The organism is Chryseobacterium sp. KACC 21268, from assembly GCA_028736075.1.
Classification (GTDB): domain Bacteria; phylum Bacteroidota; class Bacteroidia; order Flavobacteriales; family Weeksellaceae; genus Epilithonimonas.
The window spans coordinates 493,945-520,458 of sequence record CP117875.1; the positions used below are offsets into that span (position 1 = coordinate 493,945).

The 26,514-nt window shown below is 37.6% G+C and carries 24 protein-coding genes; 15 read left to right on the top strand and 9 right to left on the bottom strand.

Translation table 11 applies throughout. The features are described 5' to 3' along the window. Positions 1 to 3 precede the first annotated feature (3 nt). Entirely contained in the window at positions 4 to 657 is a 654-nt protein-coding gene (gene msrA, locus PQ459_02370; protein WDF47339.1) for a peptide-methionine (S)-S-oxide reductase MsrA, read from the top strand. 12 nt (positions 658 to 669) lie between these two features. Here the strand turns inward: msrA and PQ459_02375 are convergent, their stop codons facing one another. The 3 genes from PQ459_02375 to PQ459_02385 all read right to left on the bottom strand — a co-directional run bounded on the left by PQ459_02375 (position 670) and on the right by PQ459_02385 (position 3,527). After that, positions 670 to 1,347: a hypothetical protein gene (locus PQ459_02375; GenBank protein WDF47340.1), complete on the bottom strand. Its 678-nt coding sequence runs from the start codon at positions 1,345 to 1,347 to the stop codon at positions 670 to 672. A 129-nt stretch (positions 1,348 to 1,476) separates the two neighbouring features. Then, positions 1,477 to 2,388 carry a DUF3078 domain-containing protein gene (locus PQ459_02380; protein WDF47341.1) on the bottom strand — a complete coding sequence of 304 codons (912 nt, stop codon included), beginning with the start codon at positions 2,386 to 2,388 and terminating at the stop codon, positions 1,477 to 1,479. 29 nt (positions 2,389 to 2,417) lie between these two features. Next, the gene (locus PQ459_02385; GenBank protein ID WDF47342.1) at positions 2,418 to 3,527 is read right to left on the bottom strand and encodes a DUF3078 domain-containing protein; all 1,110 of its coding nucleotides are present in this window, start codon (positions 3,525 to 3,527) and stop codon (positions 2,418 to 2,420) included. 142 nt (positions 3,528 to 3,669) lie between these two features. Here PQ459_02385 and PQ459_02390 point away from each other — a divergent pair, with 142 nt between their 5' ends. The 3 genes from PQ459_02390 to gdhA all read left to right on the top strand — a co-directional run bounded on the left by PQ459_02390 (position 3,670) and on the right by gdhA (position 7,121). Beyond that, positions 3,670 to 4,443: a rhomboid family intramembrane serine protease gene (locus tag PQ459_02390; GenBank protein WDF47343.1), complete on the top strand. Its 774-nt coding sequence runs from the start codon at positions 3,670 to 3,672 to the stop codon at positions 4,441 to 4,443. A gap of 30 nt (positions 4,444 to 4,473) precedes the next feature. Continuing rightward, on the top strand, positions 4,474 to 5,580 hold the full coding sequence (gene dprA, locus PQ459_02395) for a DNA-processing protein DprA (GenBank protein ID WDF47344.1): 1,107 nt from the start codon (positions 4,474 to 4,476) through the stop codon (positions 5,578 to 5,580). A gap of 182 nt (positions 5,581 to 5,762) precedes the next feature. Next, the gene (gene gdhA / locus PQ459_02400) at positions 5,763 to 7,121 is read left to right on the top strand and encodes an NADP-specific glutamate dehydrogenase (GenBank protein WDF47345.1); all 1,359 of its coding nucleotides are present in this window, start codon (positions 5,763 to 5,765) and stop codon (positions 7,119 to 7,121) included. 130 nt (positions 7,122 to 7,251) lie between these two features. Here gdhA and PQ459_02405 read toward each other — a convergent pair whose 3' ends face one another. Further along, a complete protein-coding gene (locus tag PQ459_02405; GenBank protein WDF47346.1) occupies positions 7,252 to 8,133 on the bottom strand; it encodes a cupin-like domain-containing protein in 882 nt (293 codons plus the stop codon). 245 nt (positions 8,134 to 8,378) lie between these two features. On the opposite strand from PQ459_02405, the gene PQ459_02410 reads away from it, so the two are divergent. The 5 genes from PQ459_02410 (at position 8,379) to PQ459_02430 (ending at position 16,004) form a co-directional block, all read left to right on the top strand. After that, positions 8,379 to 11,105, top strand: a complete 2,727-nt coding sequence (locus PQ459_02410; GenBank protein ID WDF47347.1) for a hypothetical protein — start codon at positions 8,379 to 8,381, stop codon at positions 11,103 to 11,105. An 88-nt stretch (positions 11,106 to 11,193) separates the two neighbouring features. Further along, positions 11,194 to 12,099 (top strand): GLPGLI family protein, encoded by a 906-nt coding sequence (locus tag PQ459_02415; protein WDF47348.1) that lies wholly within the window; start codon positions 11,194 to 11,196, stop codon positions 12,097 to 12,099. A gap of 74 nt (positions 12,100 to 12,173) precedes the next feature. Then, complete coding sequence (locus tag PQ459_02420) at positions 12,174 to 12,695, top strand: HAD hydrolase family protein (protein ID WDF47349.1); 522 nt, start codon at positions 12,174 to 12,176, stop codon at positions 12,693 to 12,695. 63 nt (positions 12,696 to 12,758) lie between these two features. Continuing rightward, positions 12,759 to 13,331 (top strand): Maf family nucleotide pyrophosphatase, encoded by a 573-nt coding sequence (locus PQ459_02425; protein WDF47350.1) that lies wholly within the window; start codon positions 12,759 to 12,761, stop codon positions 13,329 to 13,331. Positions 13,332 to 13,415: 84 nt separating this feature from the next. Then, entirely contained in the window at positions 13,416 to 16,004 is a 2,589-nt protein-coding gene (locus PQ459_02430; GenBank protein ID WDF47351.1) for a tetratricopeptide repeat protein, read from the top strand. Between the two features lie 31 nt (positions 16,005 to 16,035). Here the strand turns inward: PQ459_02430 and PQ459_02435 are convergent, their stop codons facing one another. The 3 genes from PQ459_02435 to PQ459_02445 all read right to left on the bottom strand — a co-directional run bounded on the left by PQ459_02435 (position 16,036) and on the right by PQ459_02445 (position 18,787). Continuing rightward, entirely contained in the window at positions 16,036 to 17,418 is a 1,383-nt protein-coding gene (locus PQ459_02435; protein ID WDF47352.1) for a tryptophanase, read from the bottom strand. A gap of 164 nt (positions 17,419 to 17,582) precedes the next feature. Continuing rightward, positions 17,583 to 18,197 (bottom strand): DUF502 domain-containing protein, encoded by a 615-nt coding sequence (locus PQ459_02440; GenBank protein WDF47353.1) that lies wholly within the window; start codon positions 18,195 to 18,197, stop codon positions 17,583 to 17,585. Between the two features lie 8 nt (positions 18,198 to 18,205). Continuing rightward, positions 18,206 to 18,787, bottom strand: a complete 582-nt coding sequence (locus PQ459_02445; GenBank protein ID WDF47354.1) for a tRNA-(ms[2]io[6]A)-hydroxylase — start codon at positions 18,785 to 18,787, stop codon at positions 18,206 to 18,208. 162 nt (positions 18,788 to 18,949) lie between these two features. Here PQ459_02445 and PQ459_02450 point away from each other — a divergent pair, with 162 nt between their 5' ends. After that, on the top strand, positions 18,950 to 19,183 hold the full coding sequence (locus PQ459_02450) for a hypothetical protein (GenBank protein ID WDF47355.1): 234 nt from the start codon (positions 18,950 to 18,952) through the stop codon (positions 19,181 to 19,183). 33 nt (positions 19,184 to 19,216) lie between these two features. Here PQ459_02450 and PQ459_02455 read toward each other — a convergent pair whose 3' ends face one another. Further along, positions 19,217 to 20,314, bottom strand: coding sequence for an acyltransferase family protein (locus PQ459_02455; GenBank protein WDF47356.1), 1,098 nt, complete (start codon positions 20,312 to 20,314; stop codon positions 19,217 to 19,219). A gap of 115 nt (positions 20,315 to 20,429) precedes the next feature. Between PQ459_02455 and mutL the strand changes: the two genes are divergently transcribed. The 4 genes from mutL to PQ459_02475 are packed head-to-tail and all read left to right on the top strand — an operon-like array spanning position 20,430 to position 24,260. Next, positions 20,430 to 22,190, top strand: a complete 1,761-nt coding sequence (gene mutL, locus PQ459_02460) for a DNA mismatch repair endonuclease MutL (GenBank protein WDF47357.1) — start codon at positions 20,430 to 20,432, stop codon at positions 22,188 to 22,190. Between the two features lie 3 nt (positions 22,191 to 22,193). Next, positions 22,194 to 22,943: a rhomboid family intramembrane serine protease gene (locus tag PQ459_02465; protein ID WDF47358.1), complete on the top strand. Its 750-nt coding sequence runs from the start codon at positions 22,194 to 22,196 to the stop codon at positions 22,941 to 22,943. Next, a complete protein-coding gene (locus PQ459_02470) occupies positions 22,944 to 23,924 on the top strand; it encodes an endonuclease/exonuclease/phosphatase family protein (protein WDF47359.1) in 981 nt (326 codons plus the stop codon). 15 nt (positions 23,925 to 23,939) lie between these two features. Beyond that, the gene (locus PQ459_02475) at positions 23,940 to 24,260 is read left to right on the top strand and encodes a hypothetical protein (GenBank protein WDF47360.1); all 321 of its coding nucleotides are present in this window, start codon (positions 23,940 to 23,942) and stop codon (positions 24,258 to 24,260) included. 53 nt (positions 24,261 to 24,313) lie between these two features. Here PQ459_02475 and PQ459_02480 read toward each other — a convergent pair whose 3' ends face one another. Next, entirely contained in the window at positions 24,314 to 24,910 is a 597-nt protein-coding gene (locus PQ459_02480) for a superoxide dismutase (protein ID WDF47361.1), read from the bottom strand. A 313-nt stretch (positions 24,911 to 25,223) separates the two neighbouring features. Between PQ459_02480 and PQ459_02485 the strand changes: the two genes are divergently transcribed. Further along, positions 25,224 to 26,444, top strand: coding sequence for a cysteine desulfurase (locus PQ459_02485; GenBank protein ID WDF47362.1), 1,221 nt, complete (start codon positions 25,224 to 25,226; stop codon positions 26,442 to 26,444). The last annotated feature ends 70 nt before the right edge of the window (positions 26,445 to 26,514 follow it).

Consider the following 26,514-nt stretch of genomic DNA (forward strand, 5'->3'; position numbering starts at 1 on the left):
AAAATGAAACGTTATTTATTAATATTCTTAAGCTTTTTCCTCGTCAACTGTAATGGACAGGAGAAAAAATCAAAACCTTTAACAAATCAAAAAATGGATAAAAACAATTTGGAATATGCCACTTTGGCAGGCGGATGTTTTTGGTGTGTGGAAAGTTGTTTCCATATGCTGAAGGGTGTAGAATCTGTAACCTCAGGATATTCTGGCGGACAGAAAGATAATCCTACTTATGAGGAAGTATCAACTGGAACGACTGGACATGCAGAAGTGGTACAAATCGCTTATGACCCAAAGATCATTTCCTTCAAACAATTATTGGAAGTATTCTGGTTCCTTCACAACCCGACAACGTTGAACAGACAAGGCAATGATATTGGAACGCAGTACAGATCCGCCATCTTCTATCATTCTGATAAGCAAAAACAAGAATCTGAGGAATCTTTGAAAGCATCTGAAGCTAAGGGAGAATGGAATGGAAAATACGTTACAGAAATAGTTCCTTTTGAAAAATTCTGGTCGGCGGAAGCTTACCACCAAGGTTATTATAACGCCAATCCAAACCAGCCTTATTGTAGTGCTGTCGTTGGACCAAAGATCCAAAAATTCAAAAAGCATTTTGGAGAATTGGGTTGGTTACAAGAAAAAGTGGAGCAATAAGCTCCACTTTTTTTATTTAATAGCAGCAAGTTCCTCGTAAGTGTATTCTTTATATTCAATACCAAACCGCCTTGCATTTTCTTCGACCGTTGTTTCGAAACCAGCTTCTCTTCTTTTTTGATTTACGTTTTTAGAATCTTCAATTGGTAAAACATAAGTGAAATTCTCCTGTTTACCAGTTTCTTGATTTGTAATCATCCGAAAGGCCAGCTGAGTTCCATAGACTTGCGGTTTTTGTTCGCCTGTCAATTTTCTATCTAGCATCATTGCGACATATTTAAAAGGTAATTCCCCTTTTTTACCTGCCTCTTCAATCAGTGGATAATACTTTTGAATTTTATCTGAGTGCTGTACAACATAGAAAACTGCAGTATTTGCCGGTTCGCCAACCAAAGATTTACCAGGATAGCCAAATTCAGAAATAATCTTTTCTATTTTAATTATATTTTCTGCATCGATTTTATTGATTAAAGTCCAAGCACTTTGTTGCAGGTTTTCCCGAGATAAATTTGTGATTTTAGCAATTTCATTTTTTCTTTCTTCCGACGTTTCGCTATCAATGAATTCTCTGTAGATCTGATCCTTAAAAAGAATATCTTCTAATTCTTTCTTCAAATCGATATTTAATGATGTTTGCGCTTGGCAATTCATTAATGAAAAACAACTAATTATTAAAACTAAATATTTCATAATATAACATTGAATTGCAAAATTGAATGATTTATTTGATTCATAATTGTAAAATTGTAAACTAAATTATCAACCAGGGATTTTTGGTCTTGAATTGAATCGTTTTAAAGATGAAATGCCACTAAACTATTATTTAGTTTTCCAATCTTGATTTCGCTTGTCATCGGATTTTTTCTTGCCGTTGTCGACATTGTAGGCAAAGCCAATTCCCAAAGTTTGTTTCAATTGCGTTTTCTTGATCTGATTGTGGTCGTACAACAAATCTAAAGTAACGTTGGTCGAGATGTACTTATTGACTTTCAAATTAAGAATTCCGCCGTACGAAAGCACCAATCGTTCAGGGTGATCTAAGTAGTTGGAGAAAACGGAAGCATTGTTCTGCAACGTAATGTTTTCCATCAATTTCACCTTGTATTGCGCCGTTGCCAGGAATCCAAATTGGAACAACATAGCATCGCCATCATTCTTCAAACCGTAATTACCCGCGTATTGCAGATCTTTATCCGTTACGAATGTGAATCTTGCGTTGGCAGGCCTCAATGTCATTGTGAAATTATCATTGGGTTTATAAGTAAAACCAGCACCAACGTTCACATAACCAGGTGACATAAAGTTTGAGATTTTCTCAGCTTCAGGATTGTTTCCGTCCTTGTAGCCTGGTGCAAATTGAGAGATCAAACCAGCGCCAACCGATGCGTACCAATTGCCCGAGATCTTGCGTCCATAATTGGTAGAAAGATTGATGACATCCTGCGTTTTTCTATTCCCAACACCTTGTGTATTATTCATTCCATAACCCAGAATGATGATGTTTTCCCAAAGATCTTTGTCCTTCTCGTAGGTCAGATTATAATTGACTCCTGCTTGCCAGCCCAGATTGTTGGCGCCACCTGCCACCCAATTAGAAAAGGCAGATTGATTGAGCATCAATGTATTTTGTCCCAAGACAGACCAGGCTTTTACTGTATCTTGAACAGGCGATTCTTGAGCATAGGAATTGAGAGCAAGCAGAATGCCTGCTGCAAAAAATAGTTTTTTCATCAGTGTGTATTTAATTATTATTAATGTTCTTAATTCACAAAAGGTTTGATTACACCAGTTGTTGTGTCACGGTCTACTTTATAACCAAGATTATAAGTGATCCCAAATCCTAAAGTTTGTTTTCTCTGAAGTCTTTTGATTTGATCGTGGTCATAAATCATATCAATCGTCACGACACCAGAAATATATTTATTAAATTTAAGATTCAAAGCACCAGTGTAGTTGATATCAACTCTTTCTGTATGTTCCAGGTAATTGCTAAAGAAATTGACCTGATTCACGTAAGTGATATCTTTATAAATTTTGATTTTGTAAAGAATATTCAGCATCGCACCAAGCTCTGCACGCATCGATTGCCCGTCACGTTCCAAACCATACAGACCTTTCATCTGAAGCTTTTCGTCTAGCACAAAAGTGAATTTACCATTCAGTGGTCGCAAAATCACCTGGAAATTATCATTCGGATTGTAAGAGAAACCGAGACCAACATTCAGATATCCTGGCGCCATAAATTTGGAAATCCTATCATCAAAAACAGGATCTGGCGTATTAGCATAATTGAAACCCGGCGTAAACTGTGACAAAAACTGGAAACCCGTGGACAAGTAATAGTGCTGCGCCAACTCATAACCGTAATTGGTCATTATATTAATATAATCATCTGTCTTTCTGGTAGATTGCCCGGTGGATGAAACAAATCCGTACCCTAACTGAATATTATTATCCAGATAATGCCTGTCCTTTTTATAGACAATATTGTAATTTACTTTTCCGATAACGCCAATATTGTTATTCCCACCGGCGTACCAGTTTGCAAAGGAAGATTGATTAAAAACCAAACTGTTCTGACCAAAGAAAAACCAGCGTTTCAGCGTTGGTAAGGTAAGAATCGAAGATGGCGTCAGCGGACTGCTGTCTTCTGTATTGGAGACGATGATGGTATTATTGGACAACTGGACAGAATCTCTCTTTAAGGATCTAATGTCAACAATCTTTGGATTTGCCAAACTATCAATGTCGAGAGACGTAGAATCCCATCTTTTCTGAGCAATTGAATCTATTAATTTTTGATAATCAGTAATTTGAGCTTTAGAAAAAAAGACCATTACAACCGCAAAAACAACCAATACCTTTTTCATTAATAAAAATTTTTGACAAAAATAATAAAACTAAATTTTTAAAAATCTGACTTTATAACCAAATTCTCAATTTAACCTTCTTTTTTTACGGACAAAATTACCTTTTCTATAAAATGGCTGTATAATTGTGATTCTCAAATCCATGTTTTTGAAAACTTTTCATTTAAAATCCTTTTTGGTTCCCATTGCAATGCTGGCATTGATGTGGATTTTTTTTCTTCTTCAGAATCTCGGATTTTTTGGAGGCTGCAATGGTGCAATCATTCCATTGGTGCCGGAAGGTTTGAGCGGAGTCATCTTTGCACCACTACTACACGGCAGTTTGGATCATATCATTGGCAACTCTATGCCGATTGCTATTCTCCTTTTCTTACTATTTGAATTTTATCCCAAGATTGCTTTCAAAATATTTTTGATTGGCTGGATTGCTTCCGGATTACTAGTCTGGATGTTGCCGCCCATAGACATCACAACAGGAGAATGGAATTACAATTGCATCATCGGCGCAAGCGGATTGGTCTATATGCTGGCATTTTTTATATTTTTCAGTGGGGTTTTCCGTTGGAATATGAAATTGCTGACTGTTTCCCTGGTTGTTGCATTATATTACGGGAGTTTGATTTGGGGAATTTTTCCTGAAGAATTCTTTTCCCAGTTGCAGGAACCAAGCAAGATCAGTTGGCAGTCCCACTTAGCAGGAAGTATTACCGGAATTATTTTAGCATTGATATTCAGAAAAATTGGTGAAAAAAAAATAAAATATATTTGGGAATATCCAGAGTATTACAGCGAAAGAGATGACAAAATGTGGCAGGAATACATACAAAATCACCCAGAAGATTTCGAAGAACTGCCTCAGCTGAAACAACACAATATTTGGAAATATCTGGATGAAATACGGGAGAATGAAAAATAATTTCTAAATTGGTCATACACAAATGACCTTATGAATCCCGAAGAATATCTCTACATTCTTGCCCTGAAACAGTGCAAAAACATTGGCAACATCAATCTCAAAAAGCTGATAAACCATACAGGATCAGCAAAAAAAATTTGGGAATCGCCGCAAAAATCTCTTTTATCAATTTCTGGAATTGGGAAAAGCAGCATTCAAAATATCGGGAATAAGGACTTTTTATTATTGGCTGAAAGAGAAATCAAATTTTGCGAAAAGCACGAAATCAATATCATTTCACAACAACATAACCTCTACCCAAAACATCTTCTCAACTGTGATGATTCGCCAGTAATTTTATTTTGTAAAGGAAATTTGGATAATGATCTCAATCCGGTAAGCATTGTTGGAACGAGAAAAATGACCGCTTATGGCAAACATTTTATTCAGGATTTGCTTTCTGAATTATCTTCTTCAAAAGTTTGTACCGTGAGTGGATTAGCTTTAGGCGCAGATTCTTGCGTACACGAAGAATCCATAAAACATAATATTCCCACAATTGCAGTTTTAGCCCAAAGCCTGGACAAAATTTACCCTGCTTCCAACAAAAATCTGTCTAAAAGAATTCTTGAAAACAATGGTGCACTGATCACAGAATATGCATCTTTTGAAGGAATGTCAAAAGAAAACTTCTTGCAAAGGAACAAGATCATCGCAGGGTTTTCGCCACACCTGATTGTCGTTGAAACTGCTTACGGCGGCGGATCTGTGACAACGGTAACAGCAGCAAATCAATACAACAGAGATGTTTTTGCATTACCCGGGAAAATCACTGATGTTTACAGCCAGGGCTGCAATCATTTGATAGCGAGCAACAAAGCTGAAACAATCGTTGATGTGAAAACGCTGGTTAAGAATCTGAATTTCATTCCGCAGCCAGAATTATTCCCGATGGAAGAAACAAGAGTCAAAATTGATGCTGACAAAAAGGAACATCATAAGATTTTGGAAATTATTACAGAAAATAAAAACATTTCTCTGGATGAACTGGCGGATAAATCTGACATCCTCCACCACAAGATTTTACCAATTCTTCTTGATCTTGAGATATATGGCTACATCAAATGTCTTTCCGGTCGTCAATATCAATTAAATTGAGAAAATCTTCGTTTCGGAAACTTGAAGTAATTTAATATTAACTTCAAAAATTGTTAACACAAAAGACAGAATTATACATTATGCAAAAAACTTAACCAATATCATTAAATTTTCAATAAAAATCAAAATATTACTTGCGAAATTCGAAAAAGAATTTAAATTTGTTGTCATAATTGTACACAATGGAATTATTTAACGTTGAAGAAAAGATTCAGGAATTTATGGCGAAAATCGAAGCCAAAAATCCTAACGAACCCGAATTTATCCAAGCTGTAAAAGAAGTTGCGGTGACCGTAATTCCTTTCATTGCGACGAGAAAAGAATATACCGGAATGAAACTTCTGGAAAGAATGGCTGAGCCGGAAAGAGTAATCATTTTCCGCGTTCCATGGATCGACGACAAAGGCGAAATCCAGGTGAACAGAGGATTCAGAATCCAGATGAACTCTGCAATCGGACCTTACAAAGGCGGAATCAGATTCCATCCAACTGTTAATCTAAGTGTTTTGAAATTCTTAGCTTTTGAGCAGACGTTCAAAAACTCCCTTACAACTTTGCCAATGGGCGGTGGAAAAGGAGGCTCCGACTTTGATCCACAAGGAAAATCTGATATGGAAGTGATGCGTTTCTGTCAAGCCTTTATGATGGAGCTTTGCAAACACATCGGTCCTGAAACAGACGTTCCTGCTGGAGATATTGGTGTTGGTGCAAGAGAAATCGGATACCTTTTCGGAATGTATAAAAAGATCAGAAACGAATTTACTGGTGTATTGACTGGTAAAGGTTTGGCTTATGGTGGGTCTTTGATCCGTCCGGAAGCAACTGGTTATGGTGTGGTTTATTTCGCTGAGCAAATGCTTAAAACGATTAATGAATCCATCGCTGGTAAAACTGTAGCCGTTTCTGGATTTGGAAACGTGGCTTGGGGTGTTATCAAAAAAGTCAACGATCTAGGAGGAAAAGTTGTGACGATGTCTGGACCGGATGGTTACATCTACGACAAAGACGGGATCTCTGGAGAGAAGATCGAATATCTTTTGGAATTGAGAGCCAGCGGAAATAACAGAGCAGAAGATTACATTACGAAATATCCTGAAGCGCAGTTCTTTGCAGGAAAAAGACCTTGGGAAGTGAAATGTGACATTGCTTTCCCATCTGCAACGCAAAATGAGTTGGATCTGGAAGATGCAAAAGTATTGGTTGCAAACGGATGTCTCTGTGTGACTGAAGCTGCAAATATGCCTTCTACTTTAGATGCAATCAACTATTTCCTTGATAATAAAGTACTCTTCTCCCCAGGAAAAGCGTCCAACGCTGGTGGTGTTGCCACTTCAGGATTGGAAATGACGCAAAACTCAATCAGACTTAACTGGACTTCTGAGGAAGTAGATGCAAGACTGAAAGAAATTATGATCGGAATTCATAAGGCTTGTAGAGATTATGGTAAAGAGGAAGATGGTTACGTAAACTATGTAAAAGGTGCAAACATCGCAGGCTTCGTAAAAGTTGCTGAAGCAATGTTGGCTCAAGGTGTAGTTTAATTTAAAATATCAGAAGTTAGAAATTAGAATCTACTTCAAAAATAGAAAAGCAGCTAAAATTATTTAGCTGCTTTTTTTTATTTAATAATAAGAAACCACTTAGTACTTTCTACATTTTACTTTTTTACAATTATTTCGGCAAACCTCTTTTCAATGCGTAATTTCCTCTTTCAATGGCCTTCTTCTCTTTCCAGTTCATGTAATTAGCTTTGAAGTTTTTCTTCATGAAGTTATCAAAACCTCTTTGAACCGTAAGATTCCAGAGAGAATTAGCTTTTACACCCCAGCTTTTGTCCCAAGCTCTAAGCGACAAAGAAAAGCTGCCATCCAGATACTTCATCCAGTGCCACCAGCCTGTCGGCATAAACAATGTATCACCATGTTCAAGAAAACATTCGATGCCTTCTACCCCATTCAAGGCTGGGAATTTATCAAAATCAGGATTCTCAATATCATAATCTTCCAAAGCATAAGTTGCGTAAGGCAAGCAGTACAATCTATCTTTCCATTTTTGTTCGAAAAGCAAAACGTGCTTTCTTCCATTGAAATGGGTATGAAAAATATGTGCTAAATCAATATCATAATGAAGGAATGTCACAGAGCTTTTACCTCCGAAAAACATACTTGGATATTTGTCCAGGAAGCCGCCCATCAATTCTTTTGGAGAGATATAATCTTTCAGAATATCCGGTGCATGTTTTATAGGATCGAAAAAGAAAATTCGCAAATCCGTAGGTTCCCTTTGTATCAGATCGATGTAATCCGCAAACTTCATCTCCGTAGTTGGCGTATTAATAGGAGCAGCAGGATCGGCTTTGGCGCTGTCATACAGAGGAACTGTCACATCACCCACCACTTCTTTGATGTAATCCATTGTCCACTTTTGATAAGCCGGCCAATTTTTCGCCATATTTTTGATGACAACTGGTTTGCGCGGTTTCAGATATTTTTCAAAAAAATCTTCTTTGCTAATATCATCTACAATATCAATCGGTTTTAAAATAACTCCCATGTTAATCTAATATTAAGGAACAAATTTATTAAATTTTACTTTTGTGATAGGAAAAAACAAGGTCTTATCTATAATTATTTTAAATTATCAGATTCGATACTATTTATCAGCTATAAACAATTTTTGAATTACTCAATTATTAAACCAAATCCTGTTTAACTTTCATCTTTTACAAGACTCAAATAAAAACTTTGTAACATTTTGCAACTTTCTTTTACTAATACTTTAGTGATACAATAATTACCATGAAAAAAATTCTATCTATCCTTTTTGCGTTGGCTTTTTCAATGATTGTTTTTGCGCAGAAAACCGTAACGGGAATAATAACTGATGCAGACGGAAAAGCCCTTGCAAGCGCAAGTGTAACCATCGAAGAACCGGGAAAAAATGCCATTTTAGCTTATGGAATTTCAAATGCGAAAGGCGAATACAAAGTAACTTTTAACTCATCTGAAAGCAACCTGGATCTGAAAATCAAAGCCTTCAATCAAAAATCGATTACACAATCCATCAAAAATGATGATCAGAAACTGAATTTCTCTTTAGATTCTCAAGCCACAGAAATCCAGGAAGTCAGACTTAAAACAAAATTAATTACCAAAAAAGGAGATACAATTGCGTACGACCTTAAGTCCTTTGAAAATAAAAACGACAGAACGCTTGCCGATGTTTTGAAAAAAATACCAGGCATTGAAGTTAACAAAGACGGAACAGTTCTTTATCAAGGTGAAGCGATCAATAAATTCTATGTCAACGGAAAAGACCTAATGGAAGGCGGCTACGGAACCATCAACAACTCACTCCCAAAAGATGCGGTTTCCAAAGTTGAAGTTATGGAAAACCACCAGCCGGTGAGTATTCTACGTGATAAAGTGCCATCCGAACAGGCGGCGCTTAATATTAAATTAAAAAAATCGGTAACGATGACTGGTCGTGGCGAGGTTGGTGCAGGTTTCAGTCCATTGCTTTGGAATGTGAAACTGACGCCAATGTTCTTCGGACAGAAAAACCAATGGGTTGTTAACTACAAAGCCAATAACAATGGTGAAAGCGTTGAGAAAGAAGGCAACTTGCTAAGTTTCGGAAGCCGCTGGGAAGGCAGAAGATCGCAAACCGCACAAAAATCCTGGACAAATGTAGAAACTGCAGGATTACCGGATGTTCCGGAGAAAAGATATTTGCTGAACAATGTCCATTTCTTCTCTGCAAACCTTCTCACAAGTCCTTTTAAAAATAAAGAATGGGAACTGAAAGCCAATGTGACTTACACGAATAACGATGTTGAGAGAGAATCAAACACAAAAACAGCTTACGATAATATTGAAGCCAACGGAGCGCTTGCAGGAAGAACATTGGAACAGTCCAGAAATAATGATTTCTATACCAATGCCGCAAAAGCTGAATTGATCTTTACTAAAAATGCTAAAAAGGGTTTCTTCAAAAATACAACTACCTGGAATGGTTTCTGGAATGCCGATCGTGGATTTTCTGGATTGGATACAAATGTTGATGCTCAGCCATATATCTTTGGAAACCAATCTTTGGAGTCGCCTTCAGGAAGTTTTCAAAACTCATTGAGTACAATTATTCCTTGGAAAGATAAGCTGGTGAATGTGATGAGTTACTTCAAATATCAAAGGGACAAACAGAATATGGAAGTTAGCCCCGGAAGTTACACGGATTATTTTACAGGTCTAAGTACACGTGGTCTTTATGACACATACAGACAGTCTGCCCTTTCGGAGACTTTGGAAATTAATCATTCGGCTTCGGTTGGATTCAGTTTCAAAAAATTGACCATCATCCCGGAAATTGGTCTTAATATGAATTTTAATAATTTAAAATCTATATTAAGCGGTTCTTCCAATGGCACTTATTACACTTTGGCAGGAAGCTATCAGAACAATGTGGATTGGAATGAATTGACACCTTACACCCAAGTTTCATTGAATTACAAATCCGACAGATTGAATATGAACTTGACTCTACCAGCCAATTTCTACAGCATCAGATATCAGGACAATCTTTACAACCAACTGGCCAATAAGACCAAAACGGCATTGGAGCCCACATTCTTTGCGAGTTATGACTTTGCATCATTCTTCAAATATTGGGTGTTTGCAAATCAAGGTTACGAATTTGGAAACTTTGGATTCTTGTATGGCGGTAATATCCTGACTTCGGCGGGTAACATCTCTCAAAGATATGTGAGCGATCTTAACGATTCTCAAATGCCAGAATACCTCAGCAGAAATGTAGGAACCAGGTTGGAATATAGAAATCCACTTAATAATCTCTTCTTCAACGTCCGCTACAACTACGGAACAGTCAAAAGAAATATCGCAGAAACCTTTGATACAGAAGGCGGAATTGGCGGAACAATTGGAATTGAGGCCTTAGAAAATTCTACAAAAGCTCAAAGTGAAAGTGCTGAGATCGGAAAATATTTTCCAAAATTCAAAAGTAATATTTCAACCAGTTTTACGAACTCAGATTCTAACTCTTTTAGTTTCTTCAACGGGAATTTCATAGAAAGTAAAAATAATATCCAGACTTGGGCAGCGAAGTTCAACAACGCTTATTTCAGTTGGCTGAGTGTAGACTACAACATCAGTATGAACTGGAGAAACAGTAGAAATGCAACCCAATCTACTTCTCAAAAAAGTTCTGGCTGGAACCATAATCTTGCGGCGTACATCTATCCATCAGAGAACCACACTTTCGGATTCAATTGGGACAACAGCGTCACTTCTACACAGGGAAACACGTATAAAAATCCATTCTACGATATTTCTTACCAATACACTTGGGTGAAGAGAAAAATCGATTTCGAATTCAAATGGCTGAATATTACAAATAAGAAAGTTTATGAAACCGTAGCGGTGAATATTGACAGAGGAAACACCGTAACACAGAGTTACAAAATCCGCCCAAGCCAGTTTATGTTTACTGTAAAATTCAATTTCAAGTAACACACTATTTTAATTATACCAAAAAGGTAGCGCAAATTTTTGTCTGCCTTTTTATTTTTCTTAATTTTAAATCACTAAAAACTTAGTTATGAAGAAAACACTTTTATTAATGATAACCTTCCTGAGTTTAGTATCATTTGCTCAGGGAACAAGAATTATGTACGAATACAGATTTATTTCAGATCTCGCGAAAAAAGATTCTGCCAATACAGAATTGATGTATCTAGATATTAAAAAAGACGGAAGCAAGTTCTACAGCCGTCAAAAATTCTACAGCGACTCCATCCGCGATGCTTACATCCAGAAACAATTGGCTTCTGGTGCAACCAATTTTAATTATAATGATAATAATGCCGGGAAAGTAGAATTTTCGGTCATCAAGTCTTATCCTGATTTTAAAATAAACTTACACACTCCTATTGGTCAAAATCGTTTTGATGTTACAGATTCCAAACCAATGAATTGGAAAATTGAGCCAGAGAAAAAAAAGATTGATCAATTCGAAGTTCAGAAAGCCACTTTGGAATTTGGCGGAAGAATTTGGACAGCCTGGTTTTCTCAGGATTTTCCATTTCAAGACGGTCCTTACAAATTTCATGGTTTGCCAGGATTGATACTGGAAATGGAAGATTCTACCGGAACTCACATTTTCAAATTCGCTGGAAGTAAAAAATTTGATGAGGTCGAAAAAATCGAGAAAAAAGATATTGAATCAACGGCTCCAGGCGGAAGAGTTGTAAGATTTGGAAATATGGCCGGCGGAAAAGAACTGGAAGTTACCGAAGAACAATTCATCAAACAATGGAAAGATTATAAAAATGATCCGGTAAAAGATATGAGACAAAACCTGTCCAGACCAGGCGTGAAAATGAGAGTCAACATCAACGGTAAAGAAATGACAGATCCTGCAGAAATGCTGAGAAATATGGAAAAATTCCAAAGAGAGCTAATCAATAAGGATAATAACAAAATAGAACCTTCGCTTTATCCTTAATATCCACATAAAACACTATTTTTATAGTCCTCTATTTCGAGGACTTTTTTATGCTGAATTTTTAAAAGATTACAATGAGTTATTTACCCAAATTAAAAAATATAAAAGCCTTCGTATTCGATGTTGACGGTGTTTTCACAGATGGCAGCGTTTATCTTTTGCCAGACAAAAATATGAGCCGTGTGATGAGCGTCCTTGATGGTTATGCAGTGGTACAATCCATCAAACAAGGTTACAAAATCGGAATCATCACCGGCGGCAACGATCCGATGGTGCAAAACAGAATGGAATATTTGGGCATTAAGGATTATTACGCTAAGTCATCGCATAAAATTTCGGATTATGAGGACTTTAAATCAAAGTATAATCTCAAAGATTCTGAGATTTTAATGATGGGCGACGATATTCCGGATATTGGCATTATGAAACTGGCAGAAATTTCCGCTTGTCCAGCCAATGCCGTTCCGGAGGTGAAGGCGATTTCAGATTACATTTCTCCCGTTTATGGTGGAAAAGGCGCCGTCCGTGATGTTATTGAACAAGTGATGAAAGTCCAGGGAAAATGGAATCTGGACGAAGAAACAAAATCAGCTTAGTTAATTGATAATGAAATGCTTCATCGCTCCATTTGACCACAGGAAAAAATAGAAATTAAGCAAATGAAATTATTATTAGCCTCCCAATCACCCAGACGAAAAGAATTATTATCGCAACTTGGCTATCAATTCGAAACCGTTAGTATTGATGTTGATGAGTCTTATCCTTCGGACTTAGCACCAGAAAAAATTGCCGAATTTGTTTCAAATAAAAAAGCAAAAGCGTTCAACGTTAATACTGATGAAATTCTTCTGACATCTGACACGATTGTGGCATTAGACCAGAAAATTCTCCTCAAACCAAAAGATGAAAAAGAAGCTTTTGAAATGCTGAAAAATCTTTCCGATAAAAAGCATCAGGTCTATACTGCTTTCACTATCAAAACAAAAGATTCTGAAATAAGTAAAACCAGCAAAACGGATGTGGAATTTTCTGAAATCAGTGAGGACGAAATCAGATTTTACATCAATCATTATAAACCTTTTGATAAAGCAGGATCGTACGGAATCCAGGAATGGTTGGGAATGGCCAAAATTAAAAATATCACTGGATCATTCTATGCTGTAATGGGTTTTCCGGTAGATTTGGTTTATGAAGAACTCAAAAAACTGAACTGCTTTCCTGAGAATTTGTAAAACTAAATTCTTTAGATAATTTTCCTTGCAAAATTTCGTTATTTTTACAGATTGAATACTCAATTTCAAATTGAAATTAATTAGATGAGAAAATATTTACTAATCATACTTGCTGTCGTAAGCATATTGGCTTGTAATCCGCGTAAAAAGAAAAAGAAAACCAGCAGCGGACCAGTGAATAGGTTTATGACATATCATAATACTCTATTCAACAGCAGCGAGGCTATGGCTGCAGAAATGGAAAGCCGTGACAAGGCGCATGTGGACAATTTCTATGATCCTTACATTTCCGTTTACACAACGGAAGATGTTGCTGCTGACCCAAGTTTTTCTCCTGCTGGCGCTACGGGTGCCAACGATTCTGTCGCTCCTGTGGGTATGAGAGGAAACGCGAGAAATGCGAACCTAAGTACTGACAATGAAAGATTTGCATCAGGAAACGGAGGCTCTTCAAACGGCAATAGAAAAGGCGCATCTATTCTTCAGATTACGGAAGCAAAAGCAATAAAGGCGATTACAAAATATTCGGTTTTGGTAAATGGCGTCGAAAAAAACAAGAAAATTTTTGATGCTTACATCCTTTTAGCAAAAGCGAGAATGTATCAGGGCAAGTATTTGGAATCTCTGGACGCTCTTAGTTATCTGTTCAATACAATGGATAAGGATAAGAGAATCCCGTTAGCTCACATTTACAAAGCTGCCAATTATACTAAGCTTAAAGAGTATTACCGTGCTGATGAGGTTTTCAAAAACCTTGAAGAAGATCCTAAAATCAAGCTTAAAAAGGAGCATCTGAAAATTCTGAAAGTTTACCAGGCAGACAACTTCCTGAAATGGGGCAAAAAAGAACTGGCTGCTGAAGTTTTGGAAGAAGCTTTCACCTACAACAAAGAAAGAAAAACAAAAAGCAGAATTGCATTTTTACGCGGACAGATCCTTTCTGGCCTCAATAGAAAAGAGGATGCTAGAGAATCTTTTGCAGCGGCCTACAAATATGCCAACAGCTACGAGTTTGAAGTAAAATCCCAAATCGAGATTGCCAAAACATTTGACGGTAAGACTGATAGCTACGAAAAGGCAATCGCCTACATTTCGAATATCGCTAAAAAAGGAACCTACGCTTCCCGTAAAAACGAATTGTATTATGCGAGCGGTTTGATAGCCACCTCTGCAACCAAGGACTCTTTAGCTGATTCCTACTTCAGAAAAGCATTAAAGGAAAAGCAGTCCGATCCACAAATCCGTGGACTTACTTATTCCGAAATTGCTAAGAAATATTTTTCGAAAGACGATTACCTTACGGCTGGTGTCTATTACGACAGTGCTTTGGCTGTGATGAGTTACCAACCAGAAAAAGAGCGATTGACAGATCTAACAGCCAACATCAAAAAGTTATCAAAGAACTATTATGTCATCAAGAAAAATGACAGCATTCTGAATCTGGCAAAAATGTCTCCTGACCAGCAAAGAGAGTATTTCACAAAACATATTGAGAAAATAATCGCGAAAGAGCAAGCTGCCGAAATCGAAAAAAGAAAAGCGGACCGCAGCAAAGGTTTTGATAATGAAGATTACAACGCCAATTCGATTTTTGCAAACAATTCTTCAGATGCCAACAGTTTTCAGAATTTTGGGATAACAGGCGGATCTACGTTCTACTTTGCTAATTCTAATAATATTCCGAGAGGAGAAAGTTCTTTTAAACAGACTTGGGGAAACAGAACGTTATCTGATAACTGGCGTTATTCTGCAAAGACGACCACGATTGAGGAAATGAAAAATGAAGCTTTAGGATTGGCTAATGCTCCAGACCCAAGGCGATTGGAACCAGAATTTTACATTGAAAAAATTCCAACTTCTTCTGAGGAATTGGGAAGACTGAAAAAAGACAGAGATACTGCAAGCCTCGGAATGGGAAGAATGTATGAATCCTTTTTTGGCAATACAAAATTGGCTACCAAAACGCTTTTTGATTTGGTAGAGGCAAAACCTGATGAGGAAACAGATCTGCAGGCTTTATACAATATTTTTGTATTCAATTACGAAAAGAATCCGGCAGAAGCAGAAAAGGCGAAACAACAGATCCTGGAAAAATATCCTTACACTTCCTACGCTGAGTTTGTGAAAAATCCGAAAAGCAAAGATTTCAACAAGTCAACAGAAGATGTCGAAAAAATCTATGCAGAGTCCTATAAACTCTATCAGACTGAAAAGTTTAAAGAATCTTCTGAAATGATTGATAAGGCACTTGCAGATCATCCAAAAGATGCATTGGTTCCGAAGTTCTATCTGTTAAATGCTTACAATGCTGGAAAGAATGCAGGCAAAGAAATTATGATTTTGCAATTGGAGCAGATTGTTCTTAATTACGCAAAAACGCCGGAAGGTATAAAAGCAAAAGAACTTCTGAAATATCTGAAAAGTGATGCTAAATTAGAATTGACAGACGAATCAGGAAACACTATTTCTAATAAACCCCAGCAACAGGCACAAACTGTTAATGAAGACCTTAATGAAGAAAAAATAAAACAGCTGAAAAGCGAGCTGGATGCAAATGAAGGTGGAAATGTTGCACCAAGCGGACCTGGAAGTCCTGGAAGAATCGAGAGCGCTGAAAAAATAGCTCCACTACAATCCGAACCACAGATAACACCAGAGAAAAAAAGACAATAAAAAAAGAGAGCTAATTGCTCTCTTTTTTTATTTATAATGATACTTTATCTAATTGAACCGTAAAGTGTCTCAAAATCGAAGGTTCCTTTGTGATTTTGTAGCCTTTTGTAATTTCATTCCTTCTTTCAAAAACATTGATCACTGCTGCTGCCACATAATCCATATGATTGTTTGTGTAAGTTCGCCTTGGGATTGCCAACCTCAGCAATTCCAATTTTGGATAACGGTTTTCTCTCGTTTCAGGATCACGATCAGCCAACAAAGTTCCGATTTCCACACCTCGGATTCCGGCTTCTTTGTAAAGCTCGATGGCTAAAGTTTGTGCGGGAAATTCTTCTCTTTTGATATTCGGCAAAAAGTTGAGCGCATCTATGAAAACAGCGTGTCCACCAATTGGTTTTTGAACCGGGATTCCTGCTTCCATTAATTTGTTTCCAAGATATTCCACTTGCGAAATTCTGCTTTCCAGATAAGGAAATTCTGTCGCTTCGTCTAATCCTGTTGCCAACGCCGACATATCTCTTCCAGCCATTCCACCGTAAGTGATAAAACCTTCGTAAATAATGGTGAAGTTAGATGCTTGTTCAAAGATCTCTCTATTTTTCAAAGCGATAAAGCCGCCGATGTTGACCAGACCATCTTTCTTGGAGCTCATCGTCATTCCATTGCCATAGGAGAAAATCTCTTTACAGATTTCTTTGATGGTTCTGTCTTCCTGTCCTTTTTCTCTTTTCTTGATGAAATAAGCATTCTCTGCAAACCTCGCCGAATCAAATAAAACCGGAATTCCGTATTGGTCTGACAATGCTTTCACAGCTTTGATGTTTTCAAGAGAAACCGGCTGTCCACCAGAAGAGTTGCAAGTAATTGTAATTAAACAAAATGGAATCTGCTCTTTCGGATGTGATTTGTAAACCGCTTCCAATTTCTCAAGATCGATATTCCCTTTGAAAGGGTGAAGGTCATTAATATCAAAAGCTTCATCAATTGTACAATCGATGGCGTGCGCTTTTCGGAATTCGATGTGTCCTTTTGTGGTGTCGAAGTGTGAATTTCCGGGACAAATGTCGCCTTCTTTCACCATTACCGAAAACAGCACATTTTCCGCTGCTCGTCCTTGGTGTGTTGGTAATAAGTATGGAAAACCAGTAATTCTTTCAACAGTACTTTGCAACGCTTCGAATGAACGTGAGCCAGCATAACTTTCGTCGCCGATCATCAGTGCGCCCCATTGTTTGTCGCTCATCGCGCCAGTTCCACTGTCTGTCAACAGATCGATGAAAACGTGGGAACTTCTAAGATTGAACAAATTGTAATCGGCTTTTTTCAGCCATTCTTCGCGTTGTTCTTGTGTGGATTGGTATATTTCTTCGACCATTTTGATTCTAAATGGCTCTGCGTAAGGTAATTTCATGATAAATATAAATGATGATTGATAATTGATAAATGATCTTTTATATTGATAATTGATAAAAAATAATTCGCATTGTAAGACCAATGGAATAGACCGTTATTTAGAATGAAAAATAATGACTCGCAAGAAATCATTTATCATCTATCAATTATCATTTATGAAAACTACTCCGGTGCTTTGAAAACGTTGTCGTCTGAGTGAAATCCGGCGACGCCTCCACTCACAGCAAATTTCATTGCTTCGGCGGCGCTCATTCCCGTCACTTCCTTTACATTATTGAATTTGGTGATGATCACCCAGCCAGAAACGGCGTAGGAATGTGGCAAATACACGGCGATCATATGCTCGAGATCTACAACAGACATATCAGTCTGTGTCAAAAATCCGATTCGCCAGATTTCCGGCGTTTCATTGGTCTTGACCCAAACCGGGACGTTGAATTTTTTCTTGTCTCCAACAAAAGATCCTAGAACGTCTTTCAGCGAAGTATAAATAAATTTGATCCCTGGAATATGTTCCAAAACATAATCTACACCGTCGACGATCAATCTTCCTATGATGAATTTATTGCCAAAAAAACCAATGAATGCAGTTCCGAAAATGACAATGAAGAACATCAATCCTGGAAATCTTTGCGAAACAGAAGGTATCAAATTATCAATACTAAAAACCACGCTCCAAATGACCCAAACCGTGATGGCTAAAGGTCCAATGATAATCAATCCCTGAATGAAGGATCGTATAAATAAGCGTAGATAATCGTTGAGATTTCTGTCCATTTTAGATTTTAGCCGTGGATGTTTTCTTTGTTTCCGTAGGATTTCATAATGTTGGCCTCATATTCCAGCCATTCTTCCCAACGTTTGTTCACTTTTTCCGGATTGCCTAATTGTCTTGCGAAACCGATGAAAGTTGTATAATGATTGGCTTCGGAAACCATCAGGTCGTGGTAGAATTGCTTCAGTTCCTCGTCCTTGATATTTTCTGTCAATACTTTGAAACGTTCACAGCTTCTGGCTTCGATCATTGCTGCGAAAAGCATTTTGTCGATAATCTGCTCGTCGCGATGTCCACCTTTTACTAGGAATTTAATTAGGTCATTCACATAATCGTCTTTGCGTGTTCTTCCCAAAACACCACCTCTTTTTTTGATGATCTCGTGAACTTGGTTGAAGTGGTCCAACTCTTCCTGCGCAATGGCCAAAAGTTCGGTCACCATTTCTGTGTGCTCTGGAACCATTGTGATCAGGCCAATGGCATTGGTTGCTGCTTTTTGCTCACACCAAGCGTGATCGGTTAGGATTTCTTCCAAGTTATCTTCGGCAATGTTTGCCCAACGTGGGTCTGTAAGAAGTTTTAGACGGAACATTTTATATTTTTTGTAAAAATAAGGATTTGATTGCTTTTTATTAAATATTTTATCGACTAATATTAATTTCTGAAATCAATCAAAGAGAAACACTCCTATAATGAATCATATTAATATTTGGCACAGATATTGAAAATCCTTCAACAATTAAATAATAAAATTATGAAAAATTCAACTATTACCAATCGTGCTAGATTATTTCTTTTTAGCTTTTTGGCGGTATTTTCTTCTGCATTATCTTTTGCACAAGATTCAGCAGTCGTTAAGACAACTAATGTCACCACAACTTCCACAGAAGAATGGCAAACCAATCCAACATACTGGATCATTGGTGGCGTCGTTCTTATCGTGATCGTCGCAATTGTGGCGATGAGCGGAAGGAAAAGAAATGATTAAAAATATTACAAAGCGCTTTTAGGAGCGCTTTTTTTATGGATTCTTTGAAGCTGTTTTAGCTCTTAAAAATTCTAGAACTTTCCAACCGAAATCATCCACTTTTTTCAAACCAATCGAAATCAGGAATGCCAATAAAATATTGAGCGGATAAATGATCAAAACCAACAGCCACCAACTCATCGAATCTTTCATAGGAACGACAAGAAAATAAATCAACGAGGAACTCATCCCTTGGGCGAAATAGAAAAAGATCGCATTTTGTCCGACATTGGTTACGAAATTTGGTTTCGTGATCTTCAATCGGTTGTAGAATACGAAAAGTGTTACCAATGAGAATAAGGTCCAAATGATGTAAGGAATTTTCGGCGGGAACTTTTGTTTATTGATCTTATAGAAAATATCGCTTCCATAATTCCAGAACATCCAAGCCAAAGCAATTGCGACCAATCCGTACAAAACGGGAATAATTTTGGTTGAGATCTTCTTGCCTTTCATTCTATTTCCAATCAGAAAAACCGCCATATAAAAAGCCACATAACCGCCTTGTCCATTAGGGTAATAATGTGGAAAAATATTGAATATCAATGTTAAAACGACGCAAAGTCCAATAAACCAATTGATGTGTTTCGGGAAGAATTTTAAAATCAATACGCCCAAAACCGTCAGAATATAATAGACTTTCAAATACCAAAAACTTCCCATCACCACAGGAAAAGTATCACAATTGGAATACTCGTGCAAATACCAATTTCCCAAAACCTGCCATTGCGGTTCTGATGAAATACTGCTTGGAACATACTTAGTTCCGAATGTTGAGTAGAAATCCTTCAACCACTCAAACGAGAAAAAATTCAATCCAAAAACCTTGAAAAAGTAGTCGAGGAAAAAGAGAAATGTCACGAAGATCATATACGTGATCTGCAACTTCAATAATCTGTACAATGTTTTCTCAATATTATTCCCGGAAGTGATTCCACTCAGCGCATAAAACAAGGCAACATCAAAAACCAAAGAAAAAACCCGGACCTCGGTCGGAATGTAAAACTGCCCGCTCCAGAAAGCCGTGTGAATAAAAATAATGGAAATGGTCGCCAGTCCTTTGGCAAAATCAATATAGAGATCTCTTTGCATCGATGTGATTAATTATCTGAAAGTCAAAATTATCATTATTTTCCCAAGTTCTTTATAAATATTTAACTTTTACCACTCGATTGTTATCCTTATTTTTACAAGTTCAATCGTAGAAATGTCAGATATCATTCAGCTTTTACCGGATCACGTTGCCAATCAGATTGCTGCTGGGGAAGTGGTACAGAGGCCAGCCTCCATTGTGAAGGAACTTTTGGAGAATTCTGTGGATGCAGGTTCGAATAAAATCCAACTTATCATTCGTGACGCTGGGAAAAATCTGCTTCAGGTGGTGGACAACGGTATTGGAATGTCTGAGACTGATGCGCGATTAGCTTTTGAGCGCCACGCCACTTCAAAAATCCGCTCAACTGAAGATATTTTCAAGATCGCGACCAAGGGTTTTCGTGGAGAGGCTTTGGCATCCATCGCCGCTGTTGCGCAAGTGGAGCTTAAAACGAAACAAAAAGATTCACCTGTTGGGACGAATATCTATATCGAAGGTGGACTTTTCCAATTTCAAGATCCGATTCAAACCGTTGAAGGTTCTAACTTTTCGGTGAAAAATTTATTTTACAATGTTCCTGCAAGAAGGAAATTCCTTAAGAATGACAATGTAGAATTTCGTCACATCATTGATGAATTTCAGCGGGTTGCTTTGGCTCACGAAAGTATCGAGTTTGAAATGTTTCATAATGACGAGCCGGTTTTCAAACTGAGAAAAGGCGGTCAAATGCAAAGGATCGTGGATGTTTTCGGGCGAAAGTTGCAACCACTTTTGATTCCGATCAAGGAAGATCTTGGCTGGGTTCATTTGCACGGCTATGTGGCGAAACCGGAAGGCGCTAAAAAAACACGAGGCGAACAATTCTTCTTTGTGAATGGCAGATTTTTCCGAAGCGCTTATCTCAGCAAAGCCGTTCAGGAAGCATTTGAAGGACTTTTGCAGCCTGGTTACATTCCGTCATTTTTTCTTTATCTGGAAATGGATCCGGAGAAAATCGATGTTAATATTCATCCTCAAAAAACAGAAGTCAAGTTTGAAGACGAAGCGTTGATCTTCGCTTTGGTAAGATCCACCATCAAACGTTCTTTGGGAATTTACAATGTTGCGCCAAGTTTGGACTTTGAAAGAGACCCGAAAATGGAAGCTTTTTTCGCACCAAGCAAAAGTACTTACAGCGCACCATCGCCATCTGCGATTAATGTTGACCGAGATTTCAATCCATTTTCTGTGGAAAAAACAACGGATGAAGAGCGGATCAATCTGGCCGAACTTTACCAAGCTACAGAAGCTGCACCATCAAAAATCAATCTTTTCGAAGATGACGATCTGGACGAAGACCTTTTCCGATTGCCAAACGGTTATTGGCTTCTTAATAAAGATGGATTGACGTATATGTTGGATCTTGGGAGAATGCACCGCGTGATTATGTCTTCGCATCAGGAAAATCTGCCAACGAAAAAAGCAGGTCAAAGTCTGTTGTTTTCTTTAGAATATCATTTGAATGAGATCGAGAAAAATAAATACAAATCCATCAAAAAATATCTGCCGGATTTTGGTTTCGAAATGACCTTGGCTCAAGAAAATGTCCTAAGAATTGAAACAGTTCCGGAAGCTTTGAAGGAATCTCAGGTCATCAAATTCCTGGAAAAGATTTTCGAAGTTTTGGAATACCGAACCGAAGATGAGTTCTCCAAATATTTTGAATATCAATGGATTAAGCTTAAAACAAAATCCAAATTTGATTTTATTTATAAGACTGAGGTCGAGCAATTGGTAAAAGATTTCATCGATCTTGGTTTCCCACAATATACCGTGAATGGTAAAAAATGTTGGATGGAAGTTCCATTTGACGATTTTAAAAACAAATTTTAAATTATGTTTCCTCAAATAACACCAGTGACGCGAAATATCATCATTCTGAATGTGATTTTTTTCGTGGCAACTTTTCTACTTCGATACGCTAATATTGATTTAAGTCCTTTGCTGGCAGGATATTTCCCCCTGTCTCCGAATTTCAATTCTTGGCAAATCATCACGCATATGTTTATGCACGGTGGCATTATGCATATTGTTTTCAATATGTTTACGCTTTATAGTTTTGGGCCAGTTTTGGAACAGGTTTTAGGACAGAAGAAATTCATTATTTTATACTTCGCTGCAGGTTTAGGCGGTTTCCTTCTATTCAATTTATGGAATTATTATGAGGTAAGTCAACTTACAAATTATCTTACATCTCAAGGATTTGATATTCACGAAATCTATAAGACCGTGGACACTACTCAAATACAATATTACCCACAGTTTTCTGATAAAGAAGGTATTGACAGTTCTGCTAGAGAACTTTTTGCTATTTTAAAAACCCCAATGGTCGGCGCATCGGGTGCAATTTTCGGAATCATTGCTGCATTTTCCACATTGTTTCCGGATGCAAAACTGATGTTTATGTTCATCCCATTTCCTATCAAGGCAAAATATCTGACACCAATCATCATAGCTGTTTCGATATTTTTGGGATTAAGACAATTCAGTGGTGATAATATTGCACATTTTGCACATCTTGGAGGCGCATTGATTGGTTATCTATTTGTAGCTAACTGGAAGAAAAATCGAGACAGAATACAATAGATGGGAATCATTAGACTTCTTTTGACGATTTTTCACCTCCTTGTTATTGTTCTTTTATTTGGAACGATAATGAACGCTTACATTCCGCCAAGTGTTTTCGGGATGCTGAATCTCTTGTCGTTGGGATTTCCAATCTTGATCATCATTAATATTTTATTGTTGATATTCTGGATTGCAAGCTGGAAAAAACGAGCGGCCGTTTTTCTTATTTTGTCTTTATTTTTCATCATCCCGACAAGAAGATGGATCAATTATACGCCTACGAAAAAAGAAACGCCCAATCTGAAAATCATTTCTCTCAATGGAAAATCCGGGAAATTTGGCGACGAAAATATTTACAGTTTTCTTAATGCCCAAAAGGCCGATGTTGTTCTGACGCAGGAATATAAAAGCGCTGAAAATCTCAAAGGTTTTGAATATTTCGAACGAAATTTTCCGGTGGTGAAAATCCAATCCAGATTCCCAATTGTAGAAAGTGGAATCGTGGAAACCGATGCGAAAAACGGGCGTTGTATTTATGCAGACATCAAGGTTAATGGAAAAACCATCCGTTTTGTCAATGTTTATATGGAACCTTTCTATCTTGACAAAAGTATGGTGAAACCTACGAAGGATATGAATGTGAACGAGGAAAAAGCTAAGAACATCATCCATAAACTCGTTCCCACTTTCCGAAAACACCAAAGTCAAATTGCGCCTATCAAAGGATTTTTGGACAGTTCGCCTTATCCGATTATTTTGGCAGGCGATTTCAACTCGGTTCCAAATTCTTATGAGCATTACACCTTATCCGAAAATCTGGAAGACACTTTTCTGAAAGTCGGCAAAGGAAGCGGGACCAGTTTCCACGATTTCAAATTTCCAATCAAAATCGATCATATTTTTGCTTCAAAGTCAATAATGCCAATCAGTTACAAAGTTGACAGAAGCGTGAAAATATCAGATCATTTTCCTGTGATTGCAGAGTTTTTAGTAGAATAAAACCAAATGAACATTATGAAAAGAATATTACTTCCAACAGCAATTTTGCTTGTAAGCTGTTCCAAAGAAACACCCGTTCTGAACAATTCCGACAATCTGGATGCCTCACCAAAAATCACCTATGATACAATAGCGATAGATTCCTTCGGTCCCGGCGCAACTTCCGAAGCTGTGATGGCAAAAATAAATGCTGTCGCCATCAAAAAAAAACAAGACAGTTTAGCCAAAATCGCAAAAGCCGAGCAGGAAAAATTGGACAAGGAAAAAGCCAAATTAGAAGCTGAAAAAGCGAAAGAGCCCAAAACAGAACAACCGACACCAACCACAAATCCATAAAAAAACCCATCAGATAATTTCTGATGGGTTTCTCAATATAATTCTATGAAAAATTATTTATTGTAAAGTTCCTCTACTTTATCCCAATTGATCACATCAAAAAACGCAGTCACATAGTCTGGTCTTCTGTTTTGATAATTAAGGTAATAAGCGTGCTCCCAAACATCCAATCCAAGAATTGGCGTTCCTTGTTTGTCAGCAACCGGCATTAGTGGATTGTCCTGATTTGGCGTAGAAGTTACCGCTACAGAACCATCAGAATTTTTCACCAACCAAGCCCAACCAGAACCGAATCTAGTTTTCGCCGCATTAGAAAAATCTTCTTTGAATTTATCAAAACCACCGATTTTCTCGATTTCAGCTTTCACATTTCCAACTGGCCCTTTGCTACCGCCTGGCGTCAAAAGTTCCCAGAAAAGTGAGTGGTTGTAGTGTCCACCGCCGTTATTTCTTACTGCAGGTTTGTCAGTTCCTGTTTTTTGGATTTCTTCAAGAGATTTCCCTTCAAGTTCTGTCCCCGCGATTGCGTTATTAAGATTGTCCACATACGCCTGGTGGTGTTTTGAGTGGTGGATTTCCATTGTTTTTGCATCGATGGTTGGCTCCAACGCATCGTACGCATAACTAAGTTTTGGTAATTCGAATGACATAGTTTGGTATTTATTTGTTAATAAATGAATTGTTCAAAAATAGTCAATTATTATTCCAAGAAGCAAGAATTAGACTTATTTTATAAATATTTAACATCGAAAAATATAATAAAATTTGCCGTAACTTTGACGCATTCTAAATAATTAATTATTATTTGGGCAGCTTTATCCGTCCTCCGTTCCCAATCTTTTTGCCAAAGCTTTTCCAGCCACAAAAAAGGATTTCCACTCAGGCCGGGCTGCAGATTCAACGTTTTAAACATTGGATTTTCAATCTAACATCTAATTTCTAACATCTAATATCTACATCTAAATGTTTGATATCAACAACATAAGAGCCAAATTCCCAATCCTGAACCAAGAAATCAACGGCAAACCATTAGTTTATCTGGACAACGCCGCAACTTCCCAAAAACCAATTTCAGTTATCAAAACCTGGGAACAATATTATGAAACCATCAACGCCAATGTTCACCGTGGCATCCACACGTTGAGTCAATTAGCAACGGAAGAAATGGAACTTTCCAGACAGAAAATCCAACGTTTCATCAATGCAAAACACGACTACGAAGTGATTTTCACCAAAGGAACGACGGAAGGAATCAATCTCGTGGCATACGCTTTGACCAACCAAATCAAACCAAACGACGAAATCATCATTTCTTATTTGGAACACCATTCCAACATCGTTCCGTGGCAGATGCTTTGCGAAAGAACCGGTGCAAAACTTCGCGTCATCCCAATGGACGAAAACGGAATCCTCCAAATCAATGTTTTGGAAGAATGGCTGAATGAAAAAACAAAAATAGTCTCTGTAAATCAAGTTTCTAACGCTCTAGGAATTGTAAATCCTATCGAAGAAATCATTGAAAAAACAAGAAGACTTTCCAATGCTTACGTTTTGATTGACGGCGCTCAATCTGCACCACATTTCAAAATCGATGTTCAGAAACTGGATTGTGATTTCTTCGTCTTCTCGGGACACAAAATGTACGCACCAATGGGAACAGGAATCCTTTACGGCAAAGAATCAGTTCTCGAAAACCTTCACCCTTTCCACGGCGGTGGCGAAATGATTGCGGTTTGTAGCTTTGAGAAAACAACTTACGCCGGTTTACCTTTCAAATTCGAGGCTGGAACACCTAATGTTGGCGGAAATATTGCGCTTGGAGAAGCGGTTGATTTCATTGAAAATATCGGTCGCGAAAATCTTCAAAACCACGAAAATGACCTTCTGAATTATGCGCAGAAAAAACTTCTGGAATTGGAAGGCATCAAAATCTATGGCGAAAAAGCCAATAGAACCGGCGTAGTTTCCTTCAATCTGGAAGGCGCAGGAATCGCTTCTGACACTGGAATGATTCTAGACAAACTTGGAATTGCAGTGAGAACCGGACACCATTGTACACAACCGATTATGGATTTCTTCAACATCGCCGGAACTGTTCGTGCAAGTTTTGCAGTTTACAATACTTTGGAAGAAATTGATATTCTAGTGGAAGGTGTTAAAAAAGCGCAGAGAATGTTGGTGTAAAATAAAAAAATATATTCTCGCAGAGCAAGCCAATTTTGCAGATTTAAATTAAAAAAAATCTGCTCTATTT

Excerpts from the sequence above, each read along its gene's own strand:
- PQ459_02430 (WDF47351.1), top strand. The coding sequence starts at position 13,416 with ATGAGAAAATATTTACTAATCATACTTGCTGTCGTAAGCATATTGGCT.
- PQ459_02405 (WDF47346.1), bottom strand. The coding sequence starts at position 8,133 with ATGGGAGTTATTTTAAAACCGATTGATATTGTAGATGATATTAGCAAA.
- msrA (WDF47339.1), top strand. The coding sequence starts at position 4 with ATGAAACGTTATTTATTAATATTCTTAAGCTTTTTCCTCGTCAACTGT.
- PQ459_02485 (WDF47362.1), top strand. The coding sequence starts at position 25,224 with ATGTTTGATATCAACAACATAAGAGCCAAATTCCCAATCCTGAACCAA.
- PQ459_02445 (WDF47354.1), bottom strand. The coding sequence starts at position 18,787 with ATGTTCCGTCTAAAACTTCTTACAGACCCACGTTGGGCAAACATTGCC.
- gdhA (WDF47345.1), top strand. The coding sequence starts at position 5,763 with ATGGAATTATTTAACGTTGAAGAAAAGATTCAGGAATTTATGGCGAAA.
- PQ459_02425 (WDF47350.1), top strand. The coding sequence starts at position 12,759 with ATGAAATTATTATTAGCCTCCCAATCACCCAGACGAAAAGAATTATTA.
- PQ459_02380 (WDF47341.1), bottom strand. The coding sequence starts at position 2,388 with ATGAAAAAACTATTTTTTGCAGCAGGCATTCTGCTTGCTCTCAATTCC.
- PQ459_02470 (WDF47359.1), top strand. The coding sequence starts at position 22,944 with ATGGGAATCATTAGACTTCTTTTGACGATTTTTCACCTCCTTGTTATT.
- PQ459_02465 (WDF47358.1), top strand. The coding sequence starts at position 22,194 with ATGTTTCCTCAAATAACACCAGTGACGCGAAATATCATCATTCTGAAT.
- PQ459_02480 (WDF47361.1), bottom strand. The coding sequence starts at position 24,910 with ATGTCATTCGAATTACCAAAACTTAGTTATGCGTACGATGCGTTGGAG.
- PQ459_02415 (WDF47348.1), top strand. The coding sequence starts at position 11,194 with ATGAAGAAAACACTTTTATTAATGATAACCTTCCTGAGTTTAGTATCA.
- PQ459_02375 (WDF47340.1), bottom strand. The coding sequence starts at position 1,347 with ATGAAATATTTAGTTTTAATAATTAGTTGTTTTTCATTAATGAATTGC.
- mutL (WDF47357.1), top strand. The coding sequence starts at position 20,430 with ATGTCAGATATCATTCAGCTTTTACCGGATCACGTTGCCAATCAGATT.
- PQ459_02390 (WDF47343.1), top strand. The coding sequence starts at position 3,670 with ATGTTTTTGAAAACTTTTCATTTAAAATCCTTTTTGGTTCCCATTGCA.
- PQ459_02420 (WDF47349.1), top strand. The coding sequence starts at position 12,174 with ATGAGTTATTTACCCAAATTAAAAAATATAAAAGCCTTCGTATTCGAT.
- PQ459_02435 (WDF47352.1), bottom strand. The coding sequence starts at position 17,418 with ATGAAATTACCTTACGCAGAGCCATTTAGAATCAAAATGGTCGAAGAA.
- PQ459_02440 (WDF47353.1), bottom strand. The coding sequence starts at position 18,197 with ATGGACAGAAATCTCAACGATTATCTACGCTTATTTATACGATCCTTC.
- PQ459_02450 (WDF47355.1), top strand. The coding sequence starts at position 18,950 with ATGAAAAATTCAACTATTACCAATCGTGCTAGATTATTTCTTTTTAGC.
- PQ459_02385 (WDF47342.1), bottom strand. The coding sequence starts at position 3,527 with ATGAAAAAGGTATTGGTTGTTTTTGCGGTTGTAATGGTCTTTTTTTCT.
- dprA (WDF47344.1), top strand. The coding sequence starts at position 4,474 with ATGAATCCCGAAGAATATCTCTACATTCTTGCCCTGAAACAGTGCAAA.
- PQ459_02410 (WDF47347.1), top strand. The coding sequence starts at position 8,379 with ATGAAAAAAATTCTATCTATCCTTTTTGCGTTGGCTTTTTCAATGATT.
- PQ459_02475 (WDF47360.1), top strand. The coding sequence starts at position 23,940 with ATGAAAAGAATATTACTTCCAACAGCAATTTTGCTTGTAAGCTGTTCC.
- PQ459_02455 (WDF47356.1), bottom strand. The coding sequence starts at position 20,314 with ATGCAAAGAGATCTCTATATTGATTTTGCCAAAGGACTGGCGACCATT.